The following is a 19,409-nucleotide window of genomic DNA, read 5'->3' as shown; positions in this document are numbered from 1 at the left end:
ACCGTTTTTAATGGGACACTCTATTCGCTGTTACGTATACACACGTTTGTTGCATTACAGGGTATAATGGTAAACGTTCGCGTGTTTTTATAACGCTTTTTGAACAATTTGTCTAACTTTCAACCGGAGGTTTTGTGTCTATAACGTCTTTTGAATTAAAAACATACCTTGATAGCTTGCTACGAACTAATGAAATAGCAGACTATTGCCCCAACGGACTTCAAGTGGAAGGTAGCAGCCGTGTGCAGAAAATCGTAACAGGCGTAACGGCATCTCAGGCGTTAATTGATGCAGCCATTGCCAAGGGGGCCGACACGCTATTGGTTCACCATGGGTACTTCTGGAAAGGAGAGAGCCAACCTATTGTAGGTATGAAAAAGCGTCGTATTGCGTCATTGCTAGCTAATGACATAAACCTTTTTGCATACCATCTTCCTTTAGATGTGCACGCCGAATTAGGTAACAATCGTCAACTTGGTGAGTTAATAGGTGCATCAGACATAACAGCTGCTGCAAACGCAAAACCAAGCGGTGTAGTAATGCATGGAAAGCTTGAATCTGAACACACCACAGCATCACTACAACAAAAATTATCCGAAGTGTTAAAGCGAAGCGTTTTAGCCGAAGGAGATAGCTCTGCTCCGATATCAACAGTGGCTTGGTGCACGGGCGGTGGTCAAAACTTTATAGAACAAGCGGCAGAACTAGGTGTTGATGCGTTTGTAACAGGGGAAGTGTCTGAGCAAACCATCCATACGGCAAGAGAAATGGGCATTGTCTTTTTTGCAGCCGGGCATCATGCAACTGAAAGGTATGGCGTTAAAGCATTGGGAGAGCATTTGCACAGCCATTTTGATATCGACGTTGAGTTTATCGATATAGACAATCCGGCGTAACGAAAATACCAAATGAAAAACGATCATATCTTCGATGGAATAGCACATAAATTCAGCAAAAACATATACGGCACTACAAAAGGGCAACTTCGCCACACGCTTTTGTGTGACGTACTCACGCCACATCTAACTGCCAAAAGCAGCATAATTGAAATAGGTGGTGGCACTGGCGTAATGGCGGCATTCTTAACTGAGTTAGGTCATGATGTAGTGCTTACCGATGCGTCTGAGGATGTGCTGAATGAAGCAAGGGAAAATCTTAAAAATTTTCCAAATGTTGAAATTCGTCATCAGTATCTTCAAGAAATTTCAGACCTTTCTGAATACGATGTTTTAATTTGTCATGCTGTACTTGAATGGCTAGATGAACCGTACGAAGCGCTGCGCTATTTCTATAACAATATGGCAGCAGGATCCACACTTAGCGTGAGTTTCTTTAACCAAGATGCCAACCTATTTGCCAATGCTATTTATGGTAATTTCGACTACATCGAGAAAGGCATGAAGGCGAAGAAGCAAGTACGACTGAATCCCAAGCAACCTCTGGGCGCGCTGGCAGTTATTGAATTCTGTGAATCCATTGGGTTTCAGGTGGTTGATAAAGCGGGTATTCGCTGTTTCCATGACTACATGAGAGATATTAGTCATCAAGAAAGCAAATATAACGAACTGCTTGCGTTAGAGCGCAAACATCACAAACAACCGCCATATCTTTGGCTGGGTAAGTATTTTCAACTGATATTACGTAAGTAGTCGTATTCGTATGATTGCGATACGTTTATGAACTTTCAGAGTGATATTAATGTGTAGTCGCATGCAACCGGTTTTGCATACCTACATAAATGTATTCACTAGTTGTCGGGTAAAACAATATTGTTGTTTTGACCGGTTTTTGTGCTTCGGTAGTGTTGTATGTTACTTACAGTGGTAGACGCTATTTCACGAAGTGCTTCTTCGGTAAAAAAGCCCTGGTGGCCGGTTATCACAACATTTGGAAAGGTGGTCAGTCGCTGGAAATCATCGTCTTGAATTACATCTCCCGAATGGTCGCTAAAAAACAATTCCGATTCCTGTTCGTACACGTCTAACCCAAGAAAACCAATCTTTTTAGATTTTAAGCCCTTTATAATTGCTTTGCTGTCTACTAACGCTCCTCGTGATGTATTAATTATCATTACGTCATCTGGCATACGATTTATTGCATCACTATCGATTATATGAAAAGTGTGCTCATTTAACGGGCAGTGAAGCGATATGATGTGGCTTTCAGTAAGCAAGGTGTCGAGTGAAACGTAGTGTGCCCCTGCGTTTACTATCGTCTTGTCTTCTACAATATCGTAACAAAGAATGTTACAGCCAAAGCCGGTTAGAATGCTTACTACTGCCTTTCCAATACTTCCAGTACCAATGATACCTATAGTTTTACCATGCAGTGTAAAACCCATTAATCCATTTAGGGAAAAATTGCCCTCGCGCACGCGGTTATAGGCTTTATGGGTTTTGCGATTTAACGTCAATATAAGCGCTAACGTGTGTTCAGCTACAGACTGTGGGCTATAGGCAGGTACACGGCTTACAGAAATACCCTTCGACGTTGCTGCTTTGACATCTACATTGTTAAAGCCGGCGCATCGAAGCGCAATATGCTTTACACCATGCTTGTATAAAATGGCGATGCACTCGGCGTCTACTTGGTCATTTACGAAAACAACTACCGCTTCTGTGTTCTTACAAAGATGTGCTGTTGATGGGGTTAAAGAATAAGAGTGGAATTGAATATTCCACTCGTTATCAAGCCCCGCGACAGCTACCTGCTGCAGAAAGGGGGCTTTGTCGTATGGTTGTGTACTGAAAAACGCAATGTTTTTGGATTCAATGCTACTTTCAACGTTATCTTTAGCGTCAGTGCGCTGCATACGTTTCTCCTTAGCTGTTTCGTTCTAAAGCGAAGTCCTTGAGGCTCAATCTTCGAGACCAACCTACAAGCGCAATCCTTGACTAGCACAACTTAACCGTCACAACTTCACACGATTAATATCGTTCGTATATCCGCCAATTTTAGTAGGAAACTATCCGAGTAGCTTTACTATATCTTTCTCGATGTCTGAAGGCTTTGCTGTTGGCGCATAACGCTTAAGAACTTTGCCCTCTGCGTTAACAAGAAATTTAGTGAAGTTCCACTTTATGCGTTTTGAACCGAGCAAACCGGGAGCTTTTTCCTTCAGTTCAACAAATAGCGGGTTGGCATTAGGCCCATTCACTTCCGTCTTCTTAAAAAGTGGAAAGGTAACGCCAAAATTCATTGTACAGAATTGCGCTATGTCGTCATCTGAGCCAGGCTCTTGGTGACCAAATTGATCGCATGGGAAACCCAGAACCTCCAAGCCAGACTCTTTATGCTTTTTATACAATGCTTCAAGCCCTTCGTATTGTGGTGTAAAACCGCATTTACTGGCTGTGTTTACAATAAGCAAAACTTTACCTTTATAAGCTTCAAGGGTTGTCGCTTGTCCGTTATTTAGCGTGACGTTGTGTTGATAAATACCCACTGATTTTACCTTATTTATTTTATTGTTATTGCCAAAGGCAGTTCAGCGAACACATATAGATGTGTTACATTTTCACTATGTAGATCAAATTGCTAACTGCTCGAAATAGGGCGTAAAACACAAGAGTATATTTTGTATGACAGATTTAAAAGTAAGTTTTCTTGGTTTAGGCGTGATGGGGTTTCCTATGGCGGGGCATTTAGCAAATGCTGGGTATAACATTACCGTTTACAACCGCACTGCCGAGAAGGCTCAAAAATGGGCAAAAGCATACAAGGGAAACGTGGCACAAACACCAGAACAAGCAGCTGAAGACGCAGATATTGTTTTTATGTGTGTGGGCGACGACAACGACGTAAGGCAAATCGGTAATAAAGCACTTAGCGTAATGCGTACGGGCAGTACGTTAGTAGACCACACTACAGCGTCTGCAGACGTTGCTCGAGAGCTTTATTATGCTTGTCAGGCGAAACAAGTCGGTTTTCTAGATGCACCCGTTTCAGGTGGACAAGCTGGTGCAGAAAATGGCCAACTAACCATCATGGTAGGTGGTGATGACGCGGTTTACGATAAGGTCAAGCCAATAATGGAGACTTACGCGCGCCATAGCCAGTTGCTTGGAAAAGTAGGCAGTGGGCAGCTTGCTAAAATGATGAACCAGATTTGTATTGCGGGTGTCGTGCAGGGGTTGTCTGAGGCACTGCATTTTGGTCAGCGTGCAGGGTTAGACTGCAATGCCGTTATAGACGTTATCAGTAAAGGCGCTGCGCAATCATGGCAGATGGAAAACCGTGCTACCACTATGTTAGATAATAGCTTTGATTTTGGTTTTGCCGTGGATTGGATGCGAAAAGACTTAGGAATTGCATTAGATGAAGCGCGCAAAAATGGCTCTACATTGGCGCTTACTGCGCTAGTTGATCAATATTATGCAGATGTTCAAAAGCTTGGCGGTGGTCGCTGGGATACTTCGAGTCTACTGACAAGATTGAAATGACATTTACACACTAGTGTAATACACGAGAGTTAATTGGAAGTGTGTTCTTTCAGCGAGAGGATAAGCTGCGCTAAGCGTGATTGGTTTGCTTCGTTTAACGTCATACTACTGAGCTTTTCTAGTAGCTGCCTAACGTCGAACTTTCGATACACTCCCGTGTCTGAATCAATCATGCATTGCAGCAGATTCAGTCCAAATGCACCTGTGTTTGGAGAAAGGTGGAACGCGTCGTAGAAATGTTTAAGCGCTTTGTTGTACGACTTATCAACGAAATATCTTGTACCCGCATCGTTAATAATAAGTGCTTGCTCGTGATTTAGGTCTAGGCGCTTACCGCCAGTATAAATTAGCTCGTCATTCATGACTTGCTCTGAGATCGCATGCAAATTTGCATTTTTCTCTTTTGCCATTAGTAGTAGTTCAGCGGCTTTTTTCTCATCACCTAATCGATGGTGCACCTTCGCAGCAATTACAAGCATTGACGGTTCTGTTTGGAAGAAGTTTGCCATGTAATCTGACTCTAGAAAGTGCGCTGCTTTATCTGGGTCGTCATCTAGCACTGCTGAAAAAGCTAACAAATAGTCTCTTTTTTGAAGCGTTTGCGGGTCGCCTTGACTGCGACCTGCAATACCCACCAACTTTCTTGCTTGCGACAAACTTTCAGATCTATTAGTTTCCGGCGACTCTTCAGCGAGCAACAAGTAGAATTCGGCTAACTCAAAGGTAAAATCGTTAAAGCGGTCTTTTGCACTGCTGTGCATAGCTCGCTTTTTCTGAAGTAAATCGATGGCTTCAAGTACTTTGTCTTGTTTTTGAAACGCTAAACTTTTCAGTTTTGCTGCTGGTAAAGACAGTTCGCTGAATTTAATTTGAGATAGATGTTCTTCTACATCTTCGAAGTTGCTCTGCTCGAAGGAAATAGAGGCAAGCCATTCAAACGCTTTGTCTCGGGCCAAACTAGAATTTAATAGTTCATTGAGGTGGTCTTTACAGTTAGGCCATTGTCCTGACGCATATTGGCACTTAATTTTTCCCCACTGTGCCCAAAGCACTTTGTCTGAACGCATTAAAATATCGTCATAAATACTCTGTGCCCGATGAATTTCACCCTGATCAAACAATAAGCGTGCGTATAGCTTTCGCACATCGGCAATAAGTCTTGAGGGGATACCTTCCTTAATTTTGCTGCGTAAAATATCGATTGCGCGGTCTAATTCTTTACTATCTAAAGCCTGAAGAACATTTCTTATGTAGTCACGGTAACCAAGAAAATGCGTTATTTGACGGGTAAGCGAAGCAATTGTGTAAGGTTTGATAAGTAGAATGTCGGGCTGCAAATCCATGATCCTACCGATGGTTTGTGGCGCTCGATCTGACGTTAAAAATACTATGCCTGTGCTGGGTCTGATATAGCCAGTTTCTTTTAACCTTTGGATCCACTCTACACCATTTTTTCCTGTACCTAAATGGTAATCTACCAACAACATCTCAAAATGCTGTTTTTTCAGCGCCGACTTCAGTTCACTGCCTGAGGTAAAGCTACTTACATTTAAGTTATCGATAGACAAAAGGTGGCCGCGCAGTGCAGTGCGCGCGGTGGCGTTGTCTTCAACAATGGCTATTCTAAATTCCACGATTTCTCATTAGTGATGACTAGCTATAAATAAGCTTATCAGTGCATCGAAAAAATACCACTTTTCAAAGTAATAAGCGTATTACAAATAATAACTGTCACTAGGAAAGCGAAATGTGAGTAGGGAATCTCGTCACATAATATTTACGTTAGTGCAAATTTGTTTTAATTAAATATTTACCTTTACGTTTACGTAAGGGGTAACTATTCGTTAAGGTGTGAGTATAAAGACTGAACCCAATTAGTTAAACCAATTGAAGGTAATCGCTATGAATTTTGATTTAACCGACGATCAACTCGCTTTTGAAGAAACCGCTAGACAGTTTGCGCAACAAGAATTGGCGCCGAATGCAGCGATGTGGGATAGAGAGCATCATTTTCCTGTTGAAGCTATTAAAAAAGCGGGAGAACTAGGTTTTTGTGGCTTGTACGCGCCGGAAAGTGAGGGCGGTCTGGGGCTGTCGCGTTTAGATTCATCAATTATTTTCGAACAGCTTTCTATGGGCTGCACAACAACAACGGCCATGCTTACTATTCACAATATGGCAACGTGGATGATAGCAACATGGGGCAGCGACGCTGTTAAATCACAGTGGTGTGAACAATTAGTTACCGGCGATAAGCTAGCTTCTTATTGCTTAACAGAGCCGGGCGCTGGATCTGACGCTGCATCCCTTAAAACAAAAGCGGTTAAGGTAGATGGCGGCTATTCACTGAGTGGCTCAAAGGTATTTATTTCGGGCGCTGGCAGCACCGATGTTTTAGTGGTAATGGCAAGAACAGGCGGCGATGGCCCAAGTGGGGTTTCCGCATTTGCCGTTCCAGCAGATACTGCGGGCATTGAGTATGGTAAAGCAGAAGAAAAGATGGGCTGGAATGCGCAACCAACTCGAATGATCACTTTTGATAATGTGCACCTAGATGAAAGTTGGCGTTTAGGCGATGAAGGTCAAGGCTTTAAAATGGCTATGCAAGGTTTAGATGGTGGTCGAATAAATATTGCTACCTGTTCAGTAGGTACAGCGCAACAGGCGCTAGAAACGGCCCGCGCATACATGACTGAACGCGAACAGTTCGGCAAGCCTATTGCTGGCTTTCAAGCACTACAGTTTAAATTAGCTGATATGGCGACAGAATTAGTAGCTGCCCGTCAAATGGTAAGAATGGCAGCGTGTAAGCTAGACAATAACGATGCTGACAAGACCACGTATTGTGCAATGGCAAAGCGATTTGCAACAGATGTTGGCTTTAACGTTTGTAACGAAGCGCTGCAACTGCACGGTGGCTATGGTTATATAAAAGAGTATCCGTTAGAACGCCATTTCCGCGATGTGCGTGTTCATCAGATACTGGAAGGTACCAATGAAATCATGCGCGTCATTATTGGCCGCAGGCTTCTAGCAGACGAGCGCAGTGTGTTATAAACACTGCGTTCAAACATTTGTGTGTTAAATGTATCGTTTTTAGCTTCGTACATCAAAACACGAATATAAAATTTTTAAGTGAATAACAGGAAGTAAACATGAGTCAGTCTGACGCAGTAGTGTTGGTCAATGAGTTAAAAACCCAATGTGGTTCGTTTACTATTGGCCAACTAACGTTAAACAAGCCTAAAGCGTTAAACGCTCTTGATTTAGACATGGCGTCTATGATGTTAAACGCACTTACTCAATGGCAAGACAGAGACGATATTGTCGCTGTTGTTGTTGATGCGGTTGGTGACAAAGCCTTCTGTGCTGGTGGCGATATTGTCTCAATGTACAACGCCATGATAGAGGCGAACGGCGCTATTCCTTCGTTTCTTGAAGACTTCTTCAAAACAGAATACACCCTAGATTTCACCATTCACAACTACAGCAAGCCAATTATTGTTTGGGGAAGCGGTATTGTAATGGGGGGGGGCATGGGGTTGCTATGTGGTGCGAGTCATCGTGTTGTCACTGAGACCTCTCGTTTGGCGATGCCAGAGATCACTATTGGTTTGTACCCAGATGTTGGCGGAAGTTATTTCCTTCCTCGGTTACCTGGCAAATCGGGACTGTTTTTAGGGCTCACTGGTGGCCAAATGAACGGTGCTGATGCGTGCTTTGTTGGCTTAGGCGATCACTTAGTGAGCAGCAATGCAAAAAGTGACATGCTGCATAAGCTAGCTCAGAATCAATGGAGCGCCACCACAAAGCTTGATGAACAAGTGACCTCTGTTTTAGCTGAGTTAAGTAAACCTGATACACCACCTCTTTCGAATGTTCAGGCCAACATGCCATTGATCAATGAGTTATGTGAAGGTAATTCAGCTACCGATATTGTTAACAATATTCTTGCCGCTGACATGGGTGACAATAAATGGTTAAGCCGCGCGCAGGCTACGCTTGCCAAAGGATCGCCAATCACTATGCACCTAGTATTTGAGCAATGTAAACGCGGTGCATCTATGTCGCTTGAGGACTGTTTCAGAATGGAAGCAACGATGTCTTGCCGATGCGGTGAAAGTGGAGAGTTTCAGGAAGGTGTACGCGCTTTATTAATTGATAAAGATATGACACCAAAATGGAAGTACGCCACTGTAGAAGCTGTGCCTGCTGAAACCATTGAGCATTTCTTCACGTCACCCTGGCCTGAACAATCCCATCCGCTTGCAAGCTTGGGCAAGTAAGTTTGTAAAATAGTTTGGAAAAGTAAAAGCTAGTACTTAACCAGCTAGTAGGCTTGCTTCCATGCTTCCATGCTTCCATGCTTCCATGCTTGCTGCTTAGCTCATATTAAAACTCTGTTCTATATAGGTTTAGAGTGAGTATATAAGCCCGCATTCAATAGCGGGCCTATTCGTTCCACATGACCTTTAAAGTTCGCTTTGTTACAATTACCGTAATTTAAAGCTTCGAAAGTTATTCTGCTATGTGGCAATGCCCACTTTGTAATGCACCTATATCTCTTACAACAACCCCAATCAAATGCCATAACGGTCATAGTTTTGATAAGGCTAAAGCGGGCTATGTAAATCTTCTACCCGTTCAATTCAAAAAGTCGAAGTCACCCGGTGACGACAAAGCGATGGTAAAAGCAAGGCGGGAATTTCATAACCTAAACGCCTACAAACCACTAAAAGACAAAATGCTTCATCTTGTAAGTGATGCCGTTAAAAATAGGGTTAGTGATAGCCCATTGCATGTTTACGATGCAGGCTGCGGGGAAGGTAGCTATTTAAATGCGTTGTGCGAGGGCCTTGCGAATGAAAAGGTTAACGTTAAAGGTGCAGGCAGCGATATTTCCAAAATAGCAGTGGAATTGGCAGCAAAAGCATTTAAGTCACACGAATTTGTTGTAGCCAGTAGTTTTGAGTTACCCGTTGCTGATAACACGTTGGATGTAATGCTGCAGGTATTCGCACCGGGTAGTAACGATGAGTACATCAGAGTGCTTAAAACCAATGGGTTGTTACTTACCGTTAATCCAGCACCAGACCATCTTTTTGAAGTGAAAGCAAAAGTGTATGACGCTCCGCGAAAACACACACTTGACGAGTCACCTCGTGATGGTTTCGAGCTGCTTCACAGCGAAATACTAACCTTTCCTATTCCCCTTAAAAGCGAAGAGCATGCACTGGCACTGATAAAAATGACGCCTTTTTATTGGAAGCTACCGCCTGGACGAATAGATGATATGGTCAGAGCGCTAAAGAGCGTGACAGCAGATTTTCACCTGCAGTTATGGAAAAAGTGTGGTGAGTAATCATCCTATGACGATAAATCTAGATAGGTACATGTAGCTCTTTGCCACCTTCGGCTGAAATTATGTTGAAATGTGGTGCCTTTATCGGTTTTTTGTGCTTTACCAATTAACTTATTGGTCTAAAAAGGTATTAAGTGGTTATGCGTAACCAATTTCATAGCCTTTTTCGTGTTGATAATCAACAATTACTCTCTCTTATCAGACTCGTTTAGAGAAATCCGCTAATCGCACTGTTGCTCGCTGATATCAAACGTCGTGACATTGTATGGCGCTCGACCATCAGTAATTATCAGCGTCTTTTCTTTCACGTTAAACTCAAAATCTTTCATCCAATTTGTGCGCGCTATGTAATTTAATTTGTATCGGTTGAAAGCAAGAGGGCATTTAACTGAAAAATAGTGATAGGCCTTACCCATGGCGCCTGGGTCAAACGTGTAAACATATATCGTTGTATTACTGAACTGTTTTTCTCGGTGAATATAGTCGTAATTTGGCAGAATATACATCGAAAAAAGAATGCCGAAAACAAGTACAAGCCCGTAACAACTAGCCAGACCATATGAGAAAAACTTGAATATGGAATTCAAAACCACGTTGGGAATAAGTGCACGCAATTCACATTGTTTGCCGTTTAACAAATACAAAGCCACTATGACAAGTATAAGCTTGATGCCACGAATATACGGGGTGAGTTGATCCATAAACGCAGGTGAATGCAGATTCAGGCCCCACAATATTGAAACGTTTAAACTCTCTAGCAGCGGCACCATAAGGCATAGTGTAATAGTGATAAATATAACTAGTGGACGTTGTTTCATTACATTCAATTGCATCCTTCATTGATTAAACGAAAGAAGATGGAGGCTAGGCTATAGTATGTGAGGCGTTAATGTATATGAGGCATTAGTAAAAGCATATTTTATGTGTTTGAGTTAGCTTGTACTTAGCTATGTATTAGTTCTGATTTTGCACTCGCTTTAAGGATAGTGAGCGGTGTCTTATCTAACCGTTCACCACCCTAATTTACACTTCATCTTAATTCTGTTTTGAAAAGCGAGAGAGATGTTTAATAGCTTGACTTAATAACTCTACGTTAAGCGCATCTTTGCTGCGTTTGCCAGATGCAATTTCGCTTATCTCGTAACTGCCGTTACTTAATACATCTGTGCGTTTGTTGTCGTGAAATACGACAATGCGCTCACCTGAAGTGCTCACGAGCCAAGGGCGGGTGGGGTCAAGCAAATTCTGGCCCGTTGAATAAAACGTACTTGGAGCTGTACAACCCAACGCGTTCAATATAGTAGGTGCAAGATCTTCACTGCTGGCTAAATTGCCTTTCAATGGCAAGGTGCTAAATAGCGCGCCTTTTCCGTTTGGTTCGCCAAATCCCGTGGCAACAATAACATCGTGCTTGCGCTCTAATGCGCTATCCAAGTAGTTGTTTACTTTGTTATGCGGCAAGAACGCGATGTGTAACCCTTGATGATTATTTGAAAGAGGCTGTTGATATCCTGAAAGCTGCGCAAGTGGCAGGGTATCTTCGCTATGAATAGACACCGGCATACCTGAACCGAGCGGAAGTGCAAGCATAACGGGGCGTTTATTGACTAGCGCTTCTTCATAAATTTCAGGTACCCCAAATAGGGTTGTTGTCATTAGACCGCGTAAACTACTTGCAGTGGAGTAGTAGTTGCCAACACGATTGAGGTTCTCCTTATCAAAAAGCGCTTCATTCTCAAGGGCGCCTTTCATTAGGCCAGAAGTGTCTGAACTTGTTTGAACAATAACCGTAACGTTTTTGCTTGTTTCAATTGAGCAATAAACAGGCTCAGCCGGATAAGTAATACTATGAATATCAGGGTTGAACTGAAGCTGTTTGCGTTCCTCATAAGCCGCTAGGTCAAGCAAACCGTAGCGCGACATAGTGGTTTTTGCTGTGGCCGGATATGACAGAGGAAACATGTTATCTTGTTTGATAATAGGTTGATATAACCCTGCATCAGCCCACACGTGAATAGCGTGGCTAGTTACAAAACAACTTACGAAAAACGTTGCTACAGGCACGCCAATTTTGTGTTTTGTGAACCGGTCTACCCGTTTCCATATTGCATTGGCCAGCACTAATTGGAAGCCAAGCCAAACAATGAACAGCAAAAGTAAGAACGCCCATTGCTGCCAGCCTTCTATAGCCATTTGCGATTGCGCTTCGTCTCGCAATAAATCCGCGGCGTGAAAACTAAAGTGAAACCCGGTTCGGTTGAAAAGCAGCGCATCGAATGCCAACAGTGCTAACCCAACGGCGGCAATCACTGATGCGCTGGCTTTAATTACGCTGGGATTATTTACTAAATAACACAGCGGAAGGATAAAAATAACAAAGCCGAAAAACGTCATAAAACTGATATGACCAAACCAGTTTGCTAGCAAATACAGTGTTCCCACACCTGTTCCCGGCAATGGGGAGGAGAAAACAAAAATTGACGCGATAACAATCGCGATAATAATGTTTGCCAGTGCAAACCAGTGGCCCCAGTTAACGAGTTTAGTAACGCGCTGACGTCGTGGAGATTCGGCTAGTATCATAACGACGACCTAGCTACTTTTTATGCTTTTCTTTAGCACATCGGCAAACTGAGTTGCCATTGCTTCGCGGTTTTCCGGACTTACTTGGGTATTAAGAATATGGGTGATAACGTTACCTAATACCATAAGAGAAAGGTCACGATTTGCGCCGCCTTCTTCAAGGGTTAGGATAACTTTATTCATTAGCGCTTCGAATTCGTCGTTGGTGTAACGGCTTTGTTGGGGCATTGCCACGCCTCTTTTTTATGATTTCTTTGATAAAAAGAATGGTTTTACTCGTAAAATGATTATAATCGTTGTTCGATTGAGTACAATCATTCATTCTAAAATCCCGCGATTCTTTGAATATTTCTGACATTTTTTAAGCAACAGGACACCCGATCATCTATGAGTGCACTGATTCATCACTTTGTTGTACATCGTTTAATCGTAAACAAAGACGAAAAAATAGAAGCCATTCCTCGTGAAAACTGCCTAGCGGTTACACCAGAGATAGAACTTCTTGCCCACCAAATTAATCACAGTTTCAATACAAAGCCAGGCAAGGGTGTAGGGCATTTTGTTAATGAAGTTGCACGCACAACTGAAGTTGAAAATGAAGACGGTGAAACATCAAAACAGGAAAGTATTCAAGATGTATCTGAATTTGCTGTTGGACTTAAACAGTATATGGAAGTGCAAAAAGCCGCTGGTGATAACGTAGAAGAAGCGTTTCACGCATTTTCTGTTTCTGCAGCAAATCGACTGGTAAAAACGCTTGCAGACACAGGTACGGTAGAGACCGGTTTTCTTATTTTTACTCAGTATGAATACCTCGCTACGCAGTATCTTATGATTACGTTATTAAACACGCGCTCGCATGTGGAGGTAACTAACTCACTAGACTTGTCTGCACGAGAGCATCTTGATTTAGCTAAAATGCAGTTGGCAGTACGTTTCGACTTAACACAGTGGGAAGTGCAGCCAGAACAGCAGCGCTACGTTAGCTTTATTAAGGGTAGAATGGGGCGAAAAGTGTCTGACTTCTTTATGCAGTTTGTTGGCTGCGAAGAATTAGTGGACGTCAAGCAACAAAATAAACAGCTTATATCTACTGTTGATGCGTATCTTGCAAGTGAGTCACTCGACCCGCAAGAGCAGCACCGGCATCGCGAACAAGTAAAAAGCTATTTCAAAGAACAAATTGATGCGGGCGAAAGTTTGTCGGTTGACGAATTAGCTAATCGTTTACCAAGCAACGAGGAAACCAGTGCAAACTTTACGGCGTTTACGCAAACGCTTGAGGTTCCATTAGAAAAAGAGATTCAGCCAGACCCAGCTGCGCTAAAACAGTTGGCTAAATTCACGGGACAAGGTGGTGGTGTGTCTATAAGTTTTGAGCGAAAACTTATGGGCGAACGCGTGTTTTACGATCCAGCAACAGACACGTTGACGATAAGAGGAATTCCACCCAACTTGAAAGATCAGTTAAATCGTCAATCTTCGATGGACTAATGACTGCGCGACCTCAATAAAAAACGTATACTAGCAAACAGAATAGAAACTCGATTCAAGGGTGTTATGCAATTATTTGTAAATGATTTGACAGTGATGGACTTCTCTTACCTGTGTCCGAAACGCGGCATGGTAGGTGAAAGCTGGATTGTCGATGTAATTTTGGACGGTGAGCTTAACGAAGAGAGCATGGTTCAAGACTTCGGTCACGTGAAGAAAAACCTGAAACGGTTAATTGACGAATACGTAGACCACAAGCTTCTGGTACCTGCCGATTATGCAGGCGCAGAAGTTTTACATGATGAACAAAGCGAACAAGTTGAAGTGCGTTTCAACTGTACAGATGGCAGAAGCATTATGCTGCACTGCCCGGCAGAGGCTTACGCCTTTGTCTATTCAGATACAATAGACATGAATTCTGTGGGCGTTTACTTAAAAGAAGTGTTAGCAACTCATTTGCCTGAAAATGTTGATAACCTTACCTTGTCACTTCGCGAAGAAGTTATAAACACGCCATTTTACCATTACACGCACGGGCTAAAGAAGCATGATGGTAATTGTCAGCGTATAGCGCACGGCCATCGCTCAAAAATCGATATTATTATTGATGGTAAACCCAACCTTGAAGAGCAGGCCTATTGGGCAAAGCGTTGGGAAGATATCTATATTGCGACAAAAGAAGACGAAATTGCATACAGCGATAGGCTGCTTAAAGGTGTGGTGGCGAACCCAGAAGAATACTTCTGCTTTGCGTATGAGTCGTCTCAGGGCTATTTTGAACTATTAATGCCAAAGTCTGACTGTGAAGTAATTGAAACAGACTCCACCGTGGAATGTTTAGCACAGTATCTTCTTGATGAGCAAAAGAAACGCACGCCAGATGGCATTTGCCAGGTTATTGCTTATGAAGGTGTAGGTAAAGGGGCGATGGTTTCTCGATAGGCTCGACAGTGCAAATACTTGCTTAAATGCTAACAGTTAGCGGTATACGGTTGCGGGTATTAAGGTAAGTGCGGCCATACAGGTAATAGTTTAAGTGTGGTTAAAAATGGATGTTGATATGCAGGTTACAAATACATTAGTTACTGGCAAAACGAACAAACGTGCTTACGTAACAATAGGCATTATTGTTTCATGCTTGTTCTGTATGCCTACTGCTGTTGCCAAAGACAATGCCTTTGCTAACACCCAGCAAAAAGCAGAAAGCCCGCTTACGCTTAATGGTGTGCTTACACAAGGTGCACTGGTTAGAGGGCAGGTACCTGTTGGCGCAAACGTTACACTTAACGAAAAGCCTGTGCTTGTGAATGCAGCAGGCAAATTTGTTATAGGTTTTGAACGCGAAGCACCACTCAACCATAAGTTGTCAGTCACGTTATCTTCTGGTGAAGTGTTTGTACGCGAAATTACCCTTAAAAAGCGTGATTATGACATACAACGCATAGACGGTCTTGAGCAAAAAATGGTTACTCCACCTGCTGAAGTAACTGCCCGAATTAAACAAGACAACATCAACGTTGCCAAAGCGCGTAGCGGCAATAGCAATTTAGATGCGCTGTTTACACGCTTTGAGTGGCCGGCTAAAGGCCCTATTACTGGTGTGTATGGAAGCCAGCGTATTTTAAATGGTGTGCCTAAATGGCCACATTATGGCGTTGATGTTGGCGCCCCAACGGGTACACCTGTGTTTGCTCCAGTGGATGGTGTGGTAACCCTCGCCGACGATTTATACTACTCGGGCAATACGCTGATACTCGATCACGGAATGCGCGTGTTTTCTACCTTCCTGCACTTAGATACGATTACCGTAAACGTGGGAGACGCAGTAAACCAAGGTGATCAAATTGGCACTATTGGGTCAACAGGGCGTTCCACTGGGCCGCATTTAGACTGGCGAATAAACTTAGGCAAGGTAAGGCTAGATCCGCAGACCGTGGTGTCAGGTACACCAGACGAAGGTTGATTTAAGCAGTGCAAGTACGGGGCGGCATACAGAGATAGCCGAATAAACATGGCGTCTGTGCGTATTATATAAAACGGATATTTGGATAGGTAAACATTAGTTAAGATAGCAAAGACCACTAGGCAAAGATCGCATGGATTAAAAAGGCAGACATGAGGCTGATATGCCTGCCTTCATGGTATATAACCTAGTTTACATTAAGCCATTCTTTCATTTTTGCCTCGTCAGTTATGGTGAAAAACGCCATATCTTTTCGTGCTTTAATTACTGGCAGCGCAAGCGAAAGTAATTTCCCATCTCTAATGACAGACAATGTCACTTCGTCACTTATTGCACTATCAAGTAGTCGCTGTAATTTTGCCTGATTTACTACGTTGCCATCCATGGCAATAATGACATCATTCAGCAGCAAACCTGACTGCATTGCTGCTAGACCTTCAAACACCTGAGCTACTGTTACACCCAAAGAAGCGGGTTTCACCGTCGCGCCCAGTTGATTTACAATTTGAGGCTTTGTCGAAAGCCCACCTTTATCTTCCGCAGTCGTTCGCGCACGGGTTTCATACTCAGCGCCAATGAGCGGCATCAGCGCTTCAAGTGCCACATCTTCTGTGCCGTAAACAACTGCGTTAAGGTATTCAGACACATCAATATTGAAGTGCGCTTTGCATAGCATTTGAATAACGTCGTCAGGGGTACCGCTTTCTGCGATACCATAATGTTGCCACAGCAGCTGCATAACGTTATCTAGGCTTACTTCGCCCGCGCTTTTTTGGCGAAGTAAAATATCTAAACCAAGCGCAACAATGCCGCCTTTTGTGTAGTAACTCACAATGTTGTTTGTCGCACTTGCATCTTGTTTATAAAACTTTGTCCACGCATTAAAACTACTTTCAGCCGCACTTTGTTTCATTCGACCTGCGTTTTGAAGCAGCCGTGAGACGTTTTGCGCAACAATGTCTAAATACTTTTGTGGTGCAATTACACCACTTCTCGCCAGCGTAACATCGTCATAAAAGCTGGTGAAACCTTCGTATATCCAGAGCTGATTGGTATAGGTTTCCTTCGACAAGTCAGGGTTAACCATCACCTCGGGTTTAATTCGCTTCACGTGCCATGTATGAAAGAATTCATGGCTGCAAAGGCTCAAGAATGTTATGTAACTGTCGGTCTTTTCATTGCTTTCGCCGATAAGTGGTAAATCATACCTAGGGTATAGCAATGCGGTTGAGTGTTTGTGCTCTAAGCCGCCAAATCCGTTATCCGCAAGCAATGTCATAAACAAATAACTATCAATAGGGTGCGGTGCGCCAAATAGGTCCAGATGATGCTTACAAATGGGGGCTAAATCGTCAGCAATTCTTGCGTAGTCAATATTATTATTACCAGAGAACAATAGTGTGAAAGACACGCCATTTACTTCAAAGGCGTAGGTATCAGCAATGCCAATAAATAGAGGGTGGTCGATAAAGTCGTCGTAGTTATCGCAACGGTAATGCCATGTTCGATTCTCTGACGCTTCCTTGTACTGGTTAGGCGTGTTTTGTGAGTCATCTCGCGCAATAGGCATTGACGTGTAGCTTTGCCATTCAGATAAATGCGCATCATCCTGAGGAACAGAAACGGCTAGCGAGTGAGGTAGCTGTTCAAATGACGACACTTGTAAAAACGCGCTAGTTCCATTGATAAACGCATATTCATGATTTATGAATGCACTGCGTATTGATAAGTCATTCGCATAAACGATGTAGGTAACAACGCAGGCTTCACCACTTGTATGCAATAGCCACGTTTGCTTGTCTTTCTGTTCGATAGTCAACGGTTGATGATTGTGCTCTGTAAAGGCAGAGATTGAGACAATACTTTTAGCAAAATCACGAACCATGTAACTGCCTGGGATCCAGCTTGGTAATGATAATAGCAACGTATCATTTTGGTGAGCAGGAATAGAAAGCGACACTGAAAATTCATGGGCGCGCCAGTTAGATAAACAAAGCGCATAATGAAGTGATAAAGACATGAGTACCCAAAGAAAAAACGGTTAAACAGATGTAGTTAATACTACAACACCGTAGACTTTAGCGCTTGCTTATTGGTGCTTTTTTTATATTTCACCGAAACTGTATTTTTGAAGGTTTTGTCAGGAAATAAAAAACAGGTTACATTGGCACTATAAGTATTCAGAACAAAAATAATACGCAGCAAACCTTGCTGCCGATAACAAATAGCTGCTGATAAAAAATAATAATGACTGAAAATATAGAAAGTAATGTGTTAAACGCACAGGGAATCGCTGCATTACGAACGCTTATTCCTGGCAATATTGTCGATTTACAAATTTCAATGCCAGCAGCGCCAAAACGCGTCAAAACAGAATATGTGGGCATGTTGATAGATGAGTGTCTTATGTTCCATATACCCACCAGTGCGAAGTGGATAACGGTGAGAGACGCACTAACGATAGGGAATGATGTGGTTGTTCGCTCTGTGCTTGAAGGTGATACTGGGCAGGTCATTGCTTTTCGAGTCAAAGTGCTAAAGCTTATTTCCAACCCTACAGGCATTCTTATCGCTAGCTTCCCTAAAAAAATAGAAAGCATTGGTCTTCGTTCAGTTAAAAGAAGTCAGTTAGGCGTGTCTATTGATATTACTTGTGAAGCGCTTCCCGACGAAGAGGGAGTAGCTGGCATCATTGTGGACTTGTCTGCTAAGGGATGTAAAGTTGCGCTACAAAGCAAAGCAGAACTACCCGTGTTGGAAGACGATACTGCGGTAGATATAGCGTACTCTTTAGATGGAAAAGAAGTAAAATTAGCAGCAGTAGTTAAAAATTACCGTATAGAAAAAGACTTTGCTTATTATGGTTTAGCGTTTAATTGTGATGAAAAGCTTATAAAAACATTGCTTTCAAGGCACACACTTTTAACGTGAATACGTTTGCAAAACAATAATAAAAGATAACGATAAAAATACCGGCAGGAGAAAAGTAAAATGAGAACAATCGACAAACTGCTTATTCAATATGGCGAAAGTCATCAAAACAAAACGAACGTTGTTATTCATGCTATCGCAGTGCCGAGCATTTATCTTGTTACGCTAGGGTTGATATGGTGTTTGCCGGTGCCTTCATTTCTGTCTCAGTTCGATGTAACGTGGGCTCACGTACTTGCTATTCCCGTGTTGTACTATTATTTCCTCTTGTCTGGCCCAGTGGGTGCGGCTATGACCCTGCTAACCATTGCATGTTTTGGCGTTATTAAACTGCTTGTAAATGCTGGCATAACGGTATGGGTATTTTGCTTAGCGCTTTTTGTTGTTATGTGGGTATTGCAGTTCATTGGTCATAAAATCGAAGGTAAGAAACCGTCTTTTTTTGACGATTTGAGGTTTTTATTAATTGGTCCTGTGTGGTGGTGGGCCCACTGGCTTAAACGAATGAAAATTAGTTACTAATTAACTGATTAACTACACACAAAACACGTGGTTTAAGATATAAATTTACTGCGACCAGACGCATAAGAGGCACGACCAAGGTGCTTGGGTTCACACATCGCTGGCGTATAAT

18 protein-coding genes are annotated in these 19,409 nt (G+C 42.7%); 11 read left to right on the top strand and 7 right to left on the bottom strand.

Annotated features, from left to right (window positions below; genetic code table 11):
- The first annotated feature begins 134 nt into the window (after window positions 1-134).
- Together ACGHAV_RS02060 and ACGHAV_RS02055 are read left to right on the top strand one after the other, a co-directional pair.
- Complete coding sequence (locus tag ACGHAV_RS02060) at window positions 135-896, top strand: Nif3-like dinuclear metal center hexameric protein (RefSeq protein ID WP_390375742.1); 762 nt, start codon at window positions 135-137, stop codon at window positions 894-896.
- 12 nt (window positions 897-908) lie between these two features.
- Entirely contained in the window at window positions 909-1,649 is a 741-nt protein-coding gene (locus tag ACGHAV_RS02055; protein ID WP_390375739.1) for a methyltransferase, read from the top strand.
- A gap of 98 nt (window positions 1,650-1,747) precedes the next feature.
- On the opposite strand, the gene ACGHAV_RS02050 is transcribed toward ACGHAV_RS02055, so the two are convergent.
- Both ACGHAV_RS02050 and ACGHAV_RS02045 read right to left on the bottom strand, forming a co-directional pair.
- A complete protein-coding gene (locus tag ACGHAV_RS02050) occupies window positions 1,748-2,812 on the bottom strand; it encodes a 2-hydroxyacid dehydrogenase (RefSeq protein ID WP_390375736.1) in 1,065 nt (354 codons plus the stop codon).
- A gap of 153 nt (window positions 2,813-2,965) precedes the next feature.
- A complete protein-coding gene (locus tag ACGHAV_RS02045; protein ID WP_390375733.1) occupies window positions 2,966-3,445 on the bottom strand; it encodes a glutathione peroxidase in 480 nt (159 codons plus the stop codon).
- 136 nt (window positions 3,446-3,581) lie between these two features.
- Here ACGHAV_RS02045 and ACGHAV_RS02040 point away from each other — a divergent pair, with 136 nt between their 5' ends.
- Window positions 3,582-4,442: an NAD(P)-dependent oxidoreductase gene (locus ACGHAV_RS02040; RefSeq protein ID WP_390375730.1), complete on the top strand. Its 861-nt coding sequence runs from the start codon at window positions 3,582-3,584 to the stop codon at window positions 4,440-4,442.
- Between the two features lie 29 nt (window positions 4,443-4,471).
- Here the strand turns inward: ACGHAV_RS02040 and ACGHAV_RS02035 are convergent, their stop codons facing one another.
- On the bottom strand, window positions 4,472-6,076 hold the full coding sequence (locus ACGHAV_RS02035; RefSeq protein WP_390375728.1) for a response regulator: 1,605 nt from the start codon (window positions 6,074-6,076) through the stop codon (window positions 4,472-4,474).
- Window positions 6,077-6,344: 268 nt separating this feature from the next.
- Here ACGHAV_RS02035 and ACGHAV_RS02030 point away from each other — a divergent pair, with 268 nt between their 5' ends.
- From ACGHAV_RS02030 to ACGHAV_RS02020, 3 genes are all read left to right on the top strand, one after another.
- Window positions 6,345-7,499, top strand: a complete 1,155-nt coding sequence (locus tag ACGHAV_RS02030; protein ID WP_390375725.1) for an acyl-CoA dehydrogenase family protein — start codon at window positions 6,345-6,347, stop codon at window positions 7,497-7,499.
- Between the two features lie 98 nt (window positions 7,500-7,597).
- The gene (locus ACGHAV_RS02025) at window positions 7,598-8,728 is read left to right on the top strand and encodes an enoyl-CoA hydratase/isomerase family protein (protein WP_390375722.1); all 1,131 of its coding nucleotides are present in this window, start codon (window positions 7,598-7,600) and stop codon (window positions 8,726-8,728) included.
- Window positions 8,729-8,970: 242 nt separating this feature from the next.
- A complete protein-coding gene (locus ACGHAV_RS02020) occupies window positions 8,971-9,804 on the top strand; it encodes a putative RNA methyltransferase (protein ID WP_390375719.1) in 834 nt (277 codons plus the stop codon).
- Window positions 9,805-10,025: 221 nt separating this feature from the next.
- On the opposite strand, the gene ACGHAV_RS02015 is transcribed toward ACGHAV_RS02020, so the two are convergent.
- The 3 genes from ACGHAV_RS02015 to ACGHAV_RS02005 all read right to left on the bottom strand — a co-directional run bounded on the left by ACGHAV_RS02015 (window position 10,026) and on the right by ACGHAV_RS02005 (window position 12,615).
- Complete coding sequence (locus ACGHAV_RS02015; protein ID WP_390375716.1) at window positions 10,026-10,622, bottom strand: hypothetical protein; 597 nt, start codon at window positions 10,620-10,622, stop codon at window positions 10,026-10,028.
- A gap of 217 nt (window positions 10,623-10,839) precedes the next feature.
- On the bottom strand, window positions 10,840-12,387 hold the full coding sequence (locus tag ACGHAV_RS02010) for a DUF3413 domain-containing protein (protein WP_390375713.1): 1,548 nt from the start codon (window positions 12,385-12,387) through the stop codon (window positions 10,840-10,842).
- Window positions 12,388-12,396: 9 nt separating this feature from the next.
- Window positions 12,397-12,615 carry a DUF1414 domain-containing protein gene (locus ACGHAV_RS02005; protein ID WP_390375710.1) on the bottom strand — a complete coding sequence of 73 codons (219 nt, stop codon included), beginning with the start codon at window positions 12,613-12,615 and terminating at the stop codon, window positions 12,397-12,399.
- A gap of 159 nt (window positions 12,616-12,774) precedes the next feature.
- Between ACGHAV_RS02005 and yejK the strand changes: the two genes are divergently transcribed.
- The 3 genes from yejK (at window position 12,775) to ACGHAV_RS01990 (ending at window position 15,844) form a co-directional block, all read left to right on the top strand.
- Window positions 12,775-13,881, top strand: coding sequence for a nucleoid-associated protein YejK (gene yejK / locus ACGHAV_RS02000; RefSeq protein ID WP_390375707.1), 1,107 nt, complete (start codon window positions 12,775-12,777; stop codon window positions 13,879-13,881).
- Window positions 13,882-13,947: 66 nt separating this feature from the next.
- Entirely contained in the window at window positions 13,948-14,823 is an 876-nt protein-coding gene (locus ACGHAV_RS01995; protein ID WP_390375704.1) for a 6-carboxytetrahydropterin synthase, read from the top strand.
- A gap of 205 nt (window positions 14,824-15,028) precedes the next feature.
- On the top strand, window positions 15,029-15,844 hold the full coding sequence (locus ACGHAV_RS01990) for a M23 family metallopeptidase (RefSeq protein ID WP_390376040.1): 816 nt from the start codon (window positions 15,029-15,031) through the stop codon (window positions 15,842-15,844).
- A gap of 187 nt (window positions 15,845-16,031) precedes the next feature.
- Here the strand turns inward: ACGHAV_RS01990 and ACGHAV_RS01985 are convergent, their stop codons facing one another.
- Complete coding sequence (locus ACGHAV_RS01985) at window positions 16,032-17,864, bottom strand: M61 family metallopeptidase (RefSeq protein ID WP_390375701.1); 1,833 nt, start codon at window positions 17,862-17,864, stop codon at window positions 16,032-16,034.
- Window positions 17,865-18,091: 227 nt separating this feature from the next.
- On the opposite strand from ACGHAV_RS01985, the gene ACGHAV_RS01980 reads away from it, so the two are divergent.
- Together ACGHAV_RS01980 and ACGHAV_RS01975 are read left to right on the top strand one after the other, a co-directional pair.
- The gene (locus ACGHAV_RS01980; RefSeq protein ID WP_390375698.1) at window positions 18,092-18,775 is read left to right on the top strand and encodes a PilZ domain-containing protein; all 684 of its coding nucleotides are present in this window, start codon (window positions 18,092-18,094) and stop codon (window positions 18,773-18,775) included.
- A gap of 60 nt (window positions 18,776-18,835) precedes the next feature.
- Window positions 18,836-19,297 (top strand): DUF962 domain-containing protein, encoded by a 462-nt coding sequence (locus ACGHAV_RS01975; RefSeq protein WP_390375695.1) that lies wholly within the window; start codon window positions 18,836-18,838, stop codon window positions 19,295-19,297.
- Window positions 19,298-19,409 lie beyond the last annotated feature (112 nt).

The organism is Alteromonas sp. MTD1 (assembly GCF_042848195.1).
GTDB lineage: Bacteria > Pseudomonadota > Gammaproteobacteria > Enterobacterales > Alteromonadaceae > Alteromonas.
This window is presented reverse-complemented; position numbering and strand designations above follow the sequence as displayed.